Origin of the sequence: Methanosarcina sp. DH1 (assembly GCF_020804205.1) — an archaeon.
Classification (GTDB): Archaea; Halobacteriota; Methanosarcinia; order Methanosarcinales; family Methanosarcinaceae; genus Methanosarcina; species Methanosarcina vacuolata.
Window position 1 is genome coordinate 93,311 of sequence record NZ_WJBJ01000019.1, and the last position, 14,033, is coordinate 107,343.

The 14,033-nt window shown below is 40.8% G+C and carries 10 protein-coding genes; 4 read left to right on the plus strand and 6 right to left on the minus strand.

Annotated elements, in window-relative coordinates:
• Nucleotides 1-263 precede the first annotated feature (263 nt).
• Nucleotides 264-1,898: a thermosome subunit alpha gene (gene thsA, locus FXW07_RS09375; RefSeq protein WP_229395202.1), complete on the minus strand. Its 1,635-nt coding sequence runs from the start codon at nucleotides 1,896-1,898 to the stop codon at nucleotides 264-266.
• A 661-nt stretch (nucleotides 1,899-2,559) separates the two neighbouring features.
• Here thsA and FXW07_RS09380 point away from each other — a divergent pair.
• From FXW07_RS09380 to FXW07_RS09395, 4 genes are all read left to right on the plus strand, one after another.
• Complete coding sequence (locus FXW07_RS09380) at nucleotides 2,560-2,898, plus strand: hypothetical protein (protein ID WP_229395203.1); 339 nt, start codon at nucleotides 2,560-2,562, stop codon at nucleotides 2,896-2,898.
• A 757-nt stretch (nucleotides 2,899-3,655) separates the two neighbouring features.
• Nucleotides 3,656-4,057 carry a DUF2795 domain-containing protein gene (locus FXW07_RS09385; protein WP_048123492.1) on the plus strand — a complete coding sequence of 134 codons (402 nt, stop codon included), beginning with the start codon at nucleotides 3,656-3,658 and terminating at the stop codon, nucleotides 4,055-4,057.
• A gap of 850 nt (nucleotides 4,058-4,907) precedes the next feature.
• Nucleotides 4,908-6,389 carry a hypothetical protein gene (locus tag FXW07_RS09390; RefSeq protein WP_229395204.1) on the plus strand — a complete coding sequence of 494 codons (1,482 nt, stop codon included), beginning with the start codon at nucleotides 4,908-4,910 and terminating at the stop codon, nucleotides 6,387-6,389.
• A gap of 21 nt (nucleotides 6,390-6,410) precedes the next feature.
• On the plus strand, nucleotides 6,411-6,566 hold the full coding sequence (locus FXW07_RS09395; protein ID WP_229395205.1) for a hypothetical protein: 156 nt from the start codon (nucleotides 6,411-6,413) through the stop codon (nucleotides 6,564-6,566).
• Between the two features lie 365 nt (nucleotides 6,567-6,931).
• Here FXW07_RS09395 and FXW07_RS09400 read toward each other — a convergent pair whose 3' ends face one another.
• The 5 genes from FXW07_RS09400 to FXW07_RS09420 all read right to left on the minus strand — a co-directional run bounded on the left by FXW07_RS09400 (nucleotide 6,932) and on the right by FXW07_RS09420 (nucleotide 13,806).
• On the minus strand, nucleotides 6,932-9,979 hold the full coding sequence (locus tag FXW07_RS09400; protein ID WP_229395206.1) for an FAD-binding and (Fe-S)-binding domain-containing protein: 3,048 nt from the start codon (nucleotides 9,977-9,979) through the stop codon (nucleotides 6,932-6,934).
• A gap of 201 nt (nucleotides 9,980-10,180) precedes the next feature.
• Nucleotides 10,181-10,798, minus strand: coding sequence for a 4Fe-4S binding protein (locus FXW07_RS09405; RefSeq protein WP_229395207.1), 618 nt, complete (start codon nucleotides 10,796-10,798; stop codon nucleotides 10,181-10,183).
• Nucleotides 10,799-10,804: 6 nt separating this feature from the next.
• Entirely contained in the window at nucleotides 10,805-11,164 is a 360-nt protein-coding gene (locus FXW07_RS09410) for a TrmB family transcriptional regulator (RefSeq protein ID WP_048116916.1), read from the minus strand.
• 693 nt (nucleotides 11,165-11,857) lie between these two features.
• The gene (locus FXW07_RS09415) at nucleotides 11,858-13,081 is read right to left on the minus strand and encodes a SufD family Fe-S cluster assembly protein (RefSeq protein ID WP_229395208.1); all 1,224 of its coding nucleotides are present in this window, start codon (nucleotides 13,079-13,081) and stop codon (nucleotides 11,858-11,860) included.
• The gene (locus tag FXW07_RS09420) at nucleotides 13,063-13,806 is read right to left on the minus strand and encodes an ABC transporter ATP-binding protein (protein WP_229395209.1); all 744 of its coding nucleotides are present in this window, start codon (nucleotides 13,804-13,806) and stop codon (nucleotides 13,063-13,065) included. Before FXW07_RS09420 ends, FXW07_RS09415 begins: the two co-directional genes overlap by 19 nt.
• Between the last annotated feature and the right edge of the window lie 227 nt (nucleotides 13,807-14,033).

Below are 14,033 nucleotides of genomic sequence, written 5' to 3' on the forward strand. Positions count from 1 at the left end.
AATCATCTTATCCATAGGGAATGGCGAAGAACCCAATTCATCTTTCACTTTAGCAATTCAGTATCATTCAGTATAAATACTCAAAAACGTCTTTTTTGAATTTTTTAGATTTTTTGGTTTTGGAATCTCTGAAGTTATAATTTGTTTCCTAAAGGATTTAAAAAAGATTTCTGAAAACTCTTCTGAATAACTGTTCTGAAATTAAAAAAGAAAGTTTCAGGAATGCTGAAAATTTTCGACAATCCTGAATTTATAATTCAAATTTACATCATATCTTCAGGCATTCCGCCGCCTGGCATTGCTCCAGGGCCGCCCATTTTGGCTGGACTGGATGAGGCAATTACATCATCGATCCTGAGGACCATAATTGCGGCTTCGGTAGCTGCATTGATTGCCTGGGTCTTAATCCTTAGGGGTTCGACAACGTTATTTTCGAACATGTCCTCGATCTTGCCGGTGTAAACATTGAGGCCGGCGCGCTTGTTGCCTTTCTCATGCTGAGAGCGCATTTCCACAAGCATATCAATCGGGTCAAGTCCTGCATTTTCTGCAAGGGTGCTGGGAATAATCTCGAGAGACTCAGCGAATTTCATTACAGCAAGCTGTTCCCTGCCTTTAAGGGTTGCTGCGTATTCCTTGAGCCTGAGGGACAGTTCTATTTCTGGAGAGCCGCCACCCACAACGATCTTCTGGTCTTCGAGAGCAACGCCCACTACTCTGAGAGCGTCTTCGAGTGCTCTTTCAATTCCTTCCACTACATGCTCGGTTCCGCCGCGCAGAAGAATTGAGGTAGCTTTGCTGTCCTTGCAACCTGTAACGAATGTCATCCTTGAGCCTGTAACGTCTTTTTCCTCTACAAGCCCTGCATAGCCAAGGTCAGATTCCTCAATTTCGTCGAGGCTGGTGATAATTTTTGCGTCAGTTGCACGGGAAAGTTTATCCATGTCGCTCTTCTTCACCCTGCGCATGCCAAAGATCCCTGCTTTTGTCAGGTAATACTGAGCAAGGTCATCGATTCCTTTCTGGCAGAAGACAACGTTTGCGCCTGTCCTGATTACCTTGTCCACAATTTCCTTGAGCATTGCTTCTTCCTGGTCTAAGAAGAGCTGCATCTGGTCAGGAGTGGTGATCTTTATTTCGGCTTTAGTCTCGGTTTTCTTGAGCTCAATTGGTACGCTTAAGAGCAGGACTTTTGCGTTCTCCACTACTTCTGGCATGGCTGGGTGGACACGCTCTTTGTCGACAATTACACCATCGACAATCTCGGAATCTTTGATACTTCCGCCGGGTCTCTTCTCCACCTTGATGTCCTCGATGTCTACAGTGATCTTTCCATCTTCACTTTTCTCCGCAACCGACTTAACAGCCTCGACTGCAAGCCTGGAAAGATGTTCTTTTTGAGCCTCTGCACCTTTTCCTGTTATGGCTGTGGCTGCAATCTTTTCGAGAGTTGCAGTATCCTCGGGAGATGCACTGATAGTAATGGTATCGATTATCTTTGTAGCCTGATCGGCTGCAAGCCTGTAGCCGCTTGCAATGACTGTTGGGTGGACTCCGCTTTCAAGCAGGTCTTCTGCCTTTGTCAGGAATTCCCCTGCAAGTACGGCTGCAGTGGTGGTCCCATCTCCTACTTCTGCATCCTGGGTCTTGGCTACTTCTACGATCATCTTTGCACCTGGGTGCTCGATGTCCATTTCTTTGAGGATTGTTGCTCCGTCATTGGTGATAACAACATCACCCATGGAGTCTACAAGCATCTTGTCCATACCCTTGGGTCCAAGAGTGGTTCTTACTGCTTCAGCAACGGCCTTTGCGGCCATAATATTGTTGTGCTGGGCATCGGAACCATGAGTTCTCTTGCTGCCTTCTCTTAAAATAAAGATCGGTTGTGCTGCCAAGCTTTAATCTCCTTTTAATGATATGAATTTCTATGAATTTTTATTAGTTGTATTCCTGAGCACGTTACCTTTGTGCGTATTTCCTATTCTTAATGCAAGCACTTCTATATAAGAATTTCTCCGGAGCGTAATATCTCAATTTAAAAAAAGGGTCTCCTGAATCTCTTAATACCTTTTTCGGTTCTTCTTCCAGGTGTATTAAGAGTCTATCCAAAAAGTCAATAATGGCTTTTGTAATAGTTATAATAGGTTTATAATATCGTGTATTCTTTCCTATCATGCGTATTGCCGATTGGTAAGGTTTTGTAGGTCAAGCGCTCTTCGAATAGTATCTAAGCTCCATGTTTTTAATAAAGAGCAATTATTTATAAGCGGGGATATATTATTAATCTATTATATTACTTTATTATATTGCACATTCCCATTTTTGATACTTTTGTATAATTTCAACTCACAAAAGTATAATTATAATAATATATTGGCAATTATAATAATATATTAGCAAAATGGCTAATATCCAGTGATTGTTATCCCAATTTGACAGGGGATCGGAATATCAGTTATATTCTTCTATACTCAGTTTTTATGTTACTCAGTTTTATATTCTTAAATCAGTATGTTCAGTTGAATCAAATGAACAATTTCGTGCAGGGGGTATGGAATGAATCTAAAATTGATAGTTTCTCTACTGTTGATGTGCTTAGTTTTTTCTCTTGGATCTGCTCAAGCACAGATAGGGGGGTATATTTGTGAGCCCGTGAAGGTATCTGGTATTACACCTGATACGTTTGAGTGCATGAAGAAAAAGCTTCAAGACTACGGCATTGACGTTCCACCGGGAAACAAAGGAGAACTTTCGGGAAAAGGGATTACTGGAAGTTTTGAATGGGATGGAAAATCTGAGCTTACTCTCATAATTACGAAAAAACCTATTTTTATTAGCTGTAGAACAGCAGATCGGGAAATAACAAAATTCATAGATGAATGCAAAATTTTGTGAGAAATAGCTTGATTTAAATGTGTGGGCGAGAAGAAACTGGTGTCATGAAAATTTAATTGTGAAACATTAAAGGGCATAGGTATTCATAGCAAACCTATATTATCAAGTTCCTTGAGTAAAGAAGTTCTGCGTTTATTCGGGTGATTCATAACTTAATTTTCACGACACTAGATACTTTTTATTAATTAGTTTTTGATTTTTGATCTTTCTAATTAGTACTATCATTTTCCTATTGATTATGAATTCTTTCTGATGGAATATTGGATATCAAGCAGAGAAACAAGGGTATGTAAAATTTCAACTTATTGTTATATTTGGTAAGACTGTTCTGTTTAGTAAGGCTGTTCTGTTCATCAAGACTGTTCTGTTCATTAAGACTGTTCTGTTTTTATATGTACATCTAAAAAGTAGGAGATTTTTTGGAAATATACTATTTGTTGAGTAAATATATGATAACGTTGACTGAATAACCTCAACATTTAATTTATATCGGTTTCTTATTTATATTTCTCTAGATATTATATTAGATAAATACAATCTCCTTGTTGATACAATTTGAAATCACCTTCACTGGCACGTAAAAGGATTATAAATCAAACAGATGTAGATGTAAAATTGTATCAAATTTATCAAAATATTGAAAGTGGACAAACTCCACAAATTCCACAGAAAACAGACCAATATACGTCTACAGAAAAATACGTCTACAGAAAAATACGTCCACAGAAAACAAACCAATATACGGGGGAAAAATCAAATGCAGGAAAGTGCTACTGAAGTACATAATGCGATTCAAAAAGCTTTACAAGCTTTTCAAGATATGAAATATCCTGTTACGAAATGGCAGCTTATTGATAAAGCTAAAAGTCTTAATGCCCGTAACGAAGTAATACAAGCTATTGAAAACATTCCAGACAAGGAATACCACAGCTCTTCGGATGTTCTCCAGGAATTCAAAGGTATTCAGAATGTTATGCAAGCTTTTAGAGATGTAAAGTTCCCTGCAACAAGGAATCAACTCGTAGAGGAAGCTAAAAAACTTAATGCTCGTAGTGAAGTGATAAACATTCTCGAGTCTTGTTCAGACCGGGAATACACAAACTTTTCCGATGTCATCAAGGAATGTAAAGGTAAAGGTGAATTGGCAAAGCCGCGGTAAATACAATACCTTAATTTATGGATGAGCTCATCAAGGTGTTTCAATCCAGATTGAGATGTCTATGAGTTCATCCAAAACTAATTTTATTTCCAAATCCTGGCTGGTCTGGGAATAAGAAATGCTTGTGAAAATAGTCTGGCTTACATAAAAGAACAATCTGCCGGTAGCTTTCACAAAGTAAAATCTTAAAAAATTGATTGAAGGGATTCTGAGGTTCTCCCTTCGTGTTTTTCTTCACAGATTTTGTGCAAAGAACCCTCAATGCTTTTTTATACTTAATCATGTTGTGAAGTCAGCAGGGGAATAGGCTCGGGAAGCGTGAATTTAAGGGAAAATTCGGTTTACAAAATTCGGTTTACAAAAATCCGATCACATCTGCAAGTTCCTGAAAACGATAAGTACTGAAATGCATGTATATTTTTTCCATATGGTTGGCAACGTGCCTGTTTTTCAGATTTTCTCAATAACTCGCGGACACGACCAATATTCTTAGGTGCCATATCCACGGGCCTTACTGAACTTTTGAACGCCGCCAGTTACAAGCCATCCAAAAAACAGTTACTTGGCCCATATCAAAACCAAGTTTGTTTTTAAATCAAAAAAAATTCAGAAATATTTTTATTATCTGACTCTATATTCGGTTAAGATACAATCTATAAGAAATATGTTATTTTTATTGCCACTTCTGTAAACCTATAAATGTAAATCGAGATGCATAAAAATGTAAATCGAGATGCATAAAAATGTAAATCGAGATGCATAGATCATTGCAATAGTTATTTTGACTTTGGCATATTCCTTAACCAAACACAAATGGATAGAATTGAAATAACAACATCAGGGAGAAAGTATGTCATCAAAAGTGATTATTCCAGTAGAAAAATTTATGTCAACTAAAGGAATAGAACGCTATGTATTTCTGGATAATGAATATTTTACCATCGCTTTTTATGCTTCTGGCTCAAAATCAGTTTCTTTCTCTAATTCTCATCCAATGTGTAAGGGCAGCTTCCATATTAATATCTTAAATGATGGTGGAAGTTTCTCCTGGACAATCGCTTATAAAAAACAAGTACTTATTAAGCATTTTGCCGAGATTAATCATTTACTGGGTAATTTATTGAATTCCGACTTAAATAACATGATGTCTACTCAATCAATAATCACCAATAATTATGCATTATCATATGGGTTTTATGACTGTGGGAGCAGGTCGATTGAGGTTCATTTGACCAACCATGATCGTTCCTATGTTTACCTCACCAAAAATTATTCAGAATGGATGAAAGACCTCGCCAGTGAAGAACCTAAGTTTTTGGAAAGACCAGTAAACGTATTAGCTTTGCCTGGAGCTCATGATGCAGGAATGTTTGAAATCTTCAATCCCAGGTCCATACTTAAAAATAAAGATTTCTTAAATCGACTCCACTCACATTTTAAAGACTCTCTTATGAGTAAATCTATGAATTTTTCTGATATTACTGATTATCTTGAGCGAATCGTAATTAACATAGCTTGTACGCAAAAAGATGATATTAACACCATGCTTGATCTGGGAATCCGGTATTTCGATTTTCGTCCGGGATATTGTTATGGATCTCTTAAGAGCATTCCAGAATTTAAGGGCAAAATTCTCCACCAGCATGGGTTTGTTCCAGGTTATTCTTACTATGGTTTCTTGTGCGACATATTAAAATGGCTCTCAGAGCATCCCAGTGAAATTGTTGTCGTTAATCTCAACTTCCAGGGCTTTGAAGAATCTTCGATGAAACCAAATGCTGACTACCTTATGAGGTTAGTATCAGATGCTCAGTCTGCTACTAACACTCTTAATATAGCTATTGGGAATAAGACCGACTTAAGTGCGATGATTAAACAATTGCTAAATGAAAACAAGCGTTTGATTTTCCTGAACCAGATAGAAGCAAATTCTAATACGCATAAGTATGAGGCATGTAAGTACGATTCCTATAATGACAATTATGCGACTACAAACGTGAAGAAAATTCTTACTGTATTGAACCAAATGCGTTTTTATCCACCAGAAGGTCAAGATTACACGGTACTGCAACTTCAAGGTACTGCAACTGCAGATGTAATTGCATGCTCAACATCAGTACTTGACGCAATTGGCCCATTTAGCAGTGATGCAATGTCTCCTTTGATGTCAACTAAAGCTGCTTTTGATTACTCAACCTATCCCTGGATTATGAATAATGTGCCAGATAAGTTTTCGCCTAACACTTTATTAGTATTCCTCAATGACTTTGTTGATAATGCACTTGTCAAGCACTCAATTGATATCACACTCAAGCGGATTTTAGCCTCGTGACTATAGGTACATCAAATCAACGTGGTAGAATTCGAGTCCGAGCTAACTGCTTCCCTGTTTGGAGTTGTACCTGCTGTGTTAATTGGTGGAATTGGTTCAATAATCATTGCAGTTCTATGGATGAAGCTGTTTCCAGAGCTTTTGCATGCAAGTAAATTGGGATATTCAACTGACTAATACTTCGTATTCCAAAATACGCTCACAAACCTGAAATTTTAAATAAATTCATTGGTTAGTGATTTTTCAGGTCGTATCCGTGAGTTATTGATTAATTCCGAAAAAGAGAGTACATTCTCCACGTTTGAAAAAATAGAAATATATCTTTTGCTTACGTTTTTCAATAATTCATACCCATTACTATTTTTCATTCAATAAAGTACTCATTTTGAAATCGATAAACTATTTTAAGATATATGAAAAGAGTTTTGGTGAGCTCTCCTGTACGAACCGTTATCGTATAGTAATCGTTAGTGAGATCTCACATACTAATTGTTAGTGAGATCTCACATACTAATTGTTAGTGAGTTTTCATTTACCAATGCTTAATGCGTCTTTATATACTCAATCATGCGTGGAGTCAGCAAGGGAATAAGCTCCGGAAGCATATTCGGCATCAAGTTATCCATAGCCTTTGGCATAAGGTCAGGAAGCTGCTCCCTCATGTAGTCGGGCATAGGAACTTTCTTTTCTACAGCTTTGAGCATATCAGGCATGACTTTCGGCATAACCATCGGCATGAGCCTGGGCATCATAATCGGCATCATTGGTTTCATCATGGCATCCATGCCAGGCACATATTTGACCATCTTCATCATTGCCTGAAGCGGTGCTGGCATCGCGGCCATCATCTGAGGCATGAGTTCAACCATCAGGTTGGTCATATTCTCAGGCTGCATGAGGTCGATCATCTTTTCAAAGGGGACCCACGATTCTAGGGTATAGGAGGTTGAGTCAGGGATATTATATCCAAGGCTTCTGCCCACAAGAGCTCCCAGATCCTGAGCCTGGATATTGAGGTTGCCTTCCTTTGCTGCCACACGGAACTGGAAAATACAGCAAGGGCAAAGCGCTGCAATAATATCGGCTTTAACATCAAGGGCTTCCTGGAGTCTCATATCTCCCAGTTTGTATGCAACCGGCGGTTCGGCTATAAGGCTTACAACCGAGCCACAGCAGTGAGCTTTTTCCCGGTTGTACTCCAGTTCCCTGAACTTTATTCCAGGTATAGCTTTGAGCAGTTCTCTGGGCGGTTCGTATATTTCGCCTCCTGCTCTCCCAAGGTGGCAGGAATCATGCCACGCTACCACTTTATCTAGAGGCTGTTTAAACTTTGGCTTGAGGACATCGAGATGATCCACGAGCACTTCAGAGTAATGTTTTGCCTCAAGCCCATACTCGATCCCCAGCTTTTTCGCCCACTGAGGATAGACCGTATGCCACATGAGCCAGCAGGCAGGGCAGGAAGTGATTACGGTTTTTACTCCCTTCTTTTTCATGTTTGAGACATTCATTCTCATTATTTTTTCAAAAACGTCCCATCTTCCGGCAACAAGCATAGGAATTCCGCAGCAGGCTTCCTTGTCTAAAAGACTTGTAAACTCTACTCCTGCATCATCAAGCATACGGACAGCCCCTATAGCAACGTCATTTTCAACAAAGGAGGCTGTACATCCCGCAAAATAGGCGTATTCGGCTTTATCCTTAATCTTTGCCCTGATGTCCTCTGGAACCCATTTATCACGGTCTTTTCTATAGTTTGCCCAGATATTTCTTTCTTTTAAGAGGCTTGCAGCCATAATCTCAAAAGGCGGGAAGGTCATCTTCTTCTTTTCCTGGACAAGTTTTCCTCGCATGGTCATCCAGGCATGTTCTATTGGCATGTCAAGCTCACAGCGGGAATCGCACATCTGGCAGGTAGTACAAGCAAGGAAAGTATTTGTCTGTCTCTGGTCAAGTTTTTCCCGGCCTGCCAGGTATTCCTTGATGAAAAACCATTTTCCACGAGGTGACTGTGACTCCCAGCCTCTGCCGTAATACTGGTCGCACTCGCTCACGCAGTACCCGCACTGAGAACAGGAATAGGCAAGTTCTGCGACTTCTGCGGGGATCTCTTTCTCGTCTTTGAAAGAAACCTTGCCAATTCCTGACATGTTTCCGGCTATTCTGCCAAAAGGTTCAAAGGCAGAGCCCATTGATACTGCAGTGTTCAGGAGCCCTTTTCCCTCCAGGGTTTCAGGGTTCATGATACCGTTAGGATCAATTTCTTTTCTCAGGGCCTCTATTTCAGCAAGTCTTTCCCCAAAGACACTTTTTCTCTTTGAAGCGAAGAAAAGCCCTGAAGAATAAGCTCTTCCGCCATTTTCTTCTGCAATTTTCAAAATGCTCAGGGAAAGAGCAAAAGCTGTATTAAAGAGCACGGAACGCTCCGAATGGCGCATGAAACAGAGTAAAACCACATACCCATCGCTTATAACCATGCCTTCGGTAAGCACAGGCAATTTTATTTTCTTCCCGATTTCTTCAAAAGCACTGTCCATTTTCTCAAGAGGCACCAGGACTTCTGCCGGGATAAACGAAGGACCCAGCCTCTTTACTTTCATGGACTTGAACCATTCATCGGTCTCGTATTTTGCAATTTCTTCCGGAAGGATTGTCCCCCCTGCACCTTCGATTGCTTCCCTCAGACCGGAGACGTCTCTCGAGGCAGGGTACATGAAAGTTGAAACGTAAGATACCGGCAACACTGGTCTGTCTTTATCCACTATTTCTTCATAGTGGAGTTTCCTGGGCGCTTTATTCTTCATATCCGCCCATTCGGGGTTCAGGAAGGAAATTGACCAGAGAGGGATATTTTTTCTTTTTATCTCTTCTACTGCCTTTTTCAGGGCTGAAGCGCTTGGGAAACTGACAGAAACAGCTTTTCTCTCTTCGAACTTCTGGACTTTCAGGGTTATCTCAGTAATAATCCCTATGGTTCCCATGGTCCCGATTAACTTTTTCAGTTCAGGGCCTGAAAACTCCCGGATCTCTCCTGTGGGAAGCACAACTCTGGCTTTTTCCATACTTTCGTGGCCCCAGCCAAACTCATAACTTCCGTAACCGGCCCCGCTTTGGGACAACCATCCTCCAACTGTCGAAGAAGGAGCGCTAGAAGGAATTGCTTGTAATGAAAGCTCTTTTTCTTTTAGTTTCCTTTCCAGCTTTTCCCAGATTATACCGCTCTGCACAACCGCTTTCTGCCCTTCGGTATCGATGCTTATGATATTATTGAGTGGTGTAACATCGGCAACTATTCCTCCTTTTGTCGGAATTACCCCCCCGTATCCTGAAGAGGCTCCTGCGCGGGGTACAACCGGAATCTTATGCCTGTTTGCGAATTTAAGGAGCTTTACTGCGTCTTCTTCGGTCCGGATTTTTACGACAGCTGCAGGGTTAGTATCCCCAATTACCTTCTTAACAAGTGGAGGTAAAGCTCCCATATCGTGGTTGTAATAATGGCGTTCCCGTTTGTCAAGATTGACATATTCCCCAAAGAGTTCGGAGATTTCTTTTTTCTGAGCTTCTGAAAGTTCCGCTACGCGACTGGTCATGTTTTTTCTCCTAATCTAGCTAATTTGTAGACACTTTCCAGTATGCACATTTTGTCATGTTAAAGTCAAACTCCGGAAGTCTTTTCCGGCTCCCCTATTTTTTACTATATAAGTGGTGATAATAATACTTATTATATTTGTCCAGGGTCATTCCGTTTTTTCTATTTATATAGTACCAATAAAATTAATCACCATAGAACTTCAAAATTGCAGGGCGTCTTTAGGGCAGACGTCCACACAGCGCCCACATTTGATACAGTCTGGGTTTGCAGCGTCCTGAGTGATTTTGATCTGCATGGGACAGACTTTTTCACATTTCTTGCAGTTAATACATTTTTCCTTTTCGAGTTTAAGAGGATACTTTTTACCACCAAGCAGACGTTGAGCTGTCCCCATAGGACAGAAGGAACACCAGGTTCTTGGGCTCAGGTAACTGCCCAGAAGGGTTGCGATTGCAGTTGTTACCAGGCACATCATCACAAACACCATGCCGATTTTCTCAAAAGTATTGAGGCTATCAATAGCGTTTGATATCCTGTATCCCATAAAGCCCATTAGCAGGAAAAATATTGGCAGGCGGATCCACAGGGACCGCAGAGTGGGGGGTATCTTCTTTTTCCTTGAAATCTTGCTGACCCAGAAATCAACAAAACTTCCTCTGGGACAGAGATTTCCGCAGAACCACCGGCCTCTGAAAGGACTAATCAGAAAGAGTGCTGCAAAAACCAGTAGCAAGAAGTACCCGAGTACAGGATACCAGAGCCCTCCTATGGAAACGATAAGAACTATAATTCCCAGGTAGGGCGTTATTTTAAGCAAAGTGAATCAACCTCCGTTTTCCCATTTATCAAGTTCCTGTCCGAGCCTTTCAGCCCAGGAATTCACCACGGTCATGATGATATTTTTTATTTTAGCCCTTGCGTTGACCTTATACTTGAAAATGTAGCCTCCTCCGTCCAGGTTCTGCTGCGACCTTTGCAGAATTTCTTTTTCGTGTAGTTTTTTGACGGAGCGCTGGATTGTGGAAATATCCAGCTTCAAGACTTTTGAGAGAAACTCAGTGTCAACCCACTGCTCTTTCTCATTTAAAAAGTACTTCATAACCTTAAGGTCAGCCTTTGTAAGGTTAAGGGCGCACTTGATCACGTCTTCGATTTTGAACTCTTTACAGGCAAAGTCTATCATTTCAATCCCTCTGAAGCACTACAGTACTGTAATATTACCACAGCCGTATATATACGATACCAAGTACTGTATTGTACAGCCAAAAATGAGAAGTACTGTGGTTTTTAACGTGTTTTTAACCTTGCCGCCTTGACGAAAAATAAAAATAGTCCGCACATAAAAAGGAGTGTGCAAGTAAAGCCTCTTCGGCGTGTCTTTATAAAATGAGATCTTTGTCTAGTGACTTCGATATCTTATTCATTCACGACATTTACAGAAACATTTTTATACTTCCGTTTTTAATTTGCGAACTGCGGTTTAATGAGCAGATTAAACTTTAAGGTTTTCTTTTTCACAGGAAAGCCCTATTCTCATAGTGTTCAGCTCACTAAATCCCACAAACACTCAACAAAAGACCGGCAGGTTTCTCCTTTTCCCCTGCCGGTTTCACACACCCGGTTCCAGAATAATACTCTGGTTCGGAGCAGTTGTATTCAGATTTAATTTTTCGGTTCTTCGTCATTCCCTATGGATAAGATGCTTTCCAATCCAAGACCGAATTGGTTTTTTGAAAATATTATGGGGATATCCACACAAAACAACGAAGAGCCAGTTTCATACTCCTTATTTCCACTTATCCGAGATTACTTTTCAAGCTTTATTATCTTAAATCCTATCTGTTTTGGATTCTGTTCAGATTATATTCATTTTGAATTACATTCCAAAGGCTGTCTGTGTAATCGTGTTTTCTATTTCTTTTTTCAGTTCCTCCGGAATTCCACGTATTCCTACGTCCAGGAACCCGCGTACGATCATACCTACAGCTTCATCTTCGGTAAGGCCTCTGGCCATAAGATACTCTACCTGGTCTTTAGCAATTTTTCCAACTGCGGCTTCGTGAGTAAGTTCTATATCATCGACGTTTGCTTCAAGGATGGGGATTGCAAGCTGGCTTCCTTTATCGGTAAGGACAAGCCCTTTGCATTCAAGGTGCCCTTTTGCTCCCTTTGCATTGCCTATCATTTCTCCTCTTGCAATTATTCTTCCGCCGATTGTAATAGTCCTCGATATAAGCTCAGCCTTCGTGCCAGGCGCATTGAATATCGCCTTGCTTCCTAGATCCAGTTCAGAACCGGAGTGGGCAATAGCTATAGTATTCAACCTGGTAACTGCTCCTTCTCCCTCAAGTTTGACAGTTGGATAGGTCTGGACGGTACGGACAGGTTTCAGGCAGATATAATTGCTTACGTAAGTTCCACCTTCTTCCACATTAACTACCGTCCTTGGCCTGACTCCTATCTGCTCGGCCCAGTTGTGGATCATTGTGAAATTCAGAGTAGCGCCTTTTTTTACGTACATCTCGGAAATTCCCAGGTGCAGCCCTTCTTCCACTCCCTTTTTAGCTGTGCAGCCTGTAATTATGTCAAGGCTGGCGCCTTCCTCAACAATTATGATATTATGTACGGTCTGATACGCCTTTTTGCTGTTCAGCATAAGGCAGGTCTGGACAGGCATTGAGGATTTCTTGCCAGCAGGTACCCGGATAAAGTATCCGTCCGCATTTTCAAGGTAAGTTTTTGCGGTGTATTTGTCGGTGTCAACAGACACAAGTTTCCATGAGTAATCTTTAAGCCAGTCGTATTTTTCCAGGGCTTTCTGGGTGGACATAAGTTCTACATTTTCATCTTTCAGGGAAGAATGCGATACTGCATTATCAAGCACCAGCAGACTGCCAGATCGGCCTTCTTCGCTAGGCACGACTCCTACCTGGAGCAGGGTTCTTTTGCTTTCTTCGTCAAGGGTCTGGAGGTCGTCTATAGGCTTGCTAATCCGGGAACCTTCCTCAAATTTTTCCAGCTCTATATCTTCTCCAAAAGCTGCCTTTTTCTCGACTGCGCTTTCAGCGCGCTTTTTCAGGTTCACTTCATCAGTCTGCATTTTATACACTCCTCATACCCTCTGCTCTTTATTTCTTCCAGCATTTTCAGGGGATTTCCTGAACACATAACCGTTCCATTGCAAAGGATATACCCTCTATCTGCATTTACATAATCCAGAATCTGGCCGGTATGGGTAATTATAAGGGCAGATTTACCTTTCTTGCAGCCTTCCCCAGGACAGTTCAGTCCTTCTTCAAGTAGTTCCTTTATTGTTATCCCTACCTGTTCTATGCTTACGAGGTCCACTCCGGATTCCGGCTCGTCAAGCAGGTAAAGGCTTGGGTTCTGGGTTGCAAGCTGAAGAAGTTCTGAACGTTTGATTTCTCCTCCCGAAAAGCCCACATTCACATCTCTGTCCATAAAGCGCTTCATATCCAGATCTTCAACAAGGACCTCCGGATTTTTAGTTCCTTTCGATAATACCTTTACAAGATCCCTCAATTTAATTCCGGACATATCTGGAGGGCGCTGCATCATAATTCCCAGGCCAAGGCGGGCTCGTTCATCTACCGGCATCCCGGTAATATCTTTTCCGTTAAACAGAATTCTGCCTTTTATAACTCTGTATTCGCTGAAGCCCATGATCGTTCTCATCAGAGCTGACTTTCCGGCTCCATTTGGCCCAAAAAGCACATTGGTATATCCTTTTTTGACTTCGAGGTTCACGTCATGAAGCAAAATTTTTCCGTTTACCTCTACAGTCAGATCCTCTATTTTTAGCATCAACATTTTCTCCCTTTATTTCATTTTTAATATGGTTCCCCTCTACTTTTGTTCATTTAAATGAAATAATGCTTGAAAGTAAATTCATTCAAACTTCACTGTAAATGGCCGGAAAAACGTCAAGAGCCGAATAATTTCAGCATCTTTTCCCACCTTCCGTTATTTCCCACCAAATCCTGTATTCTCTTTAGAGGACATTCTATTTCTAACTATAGATTCTTTATTAA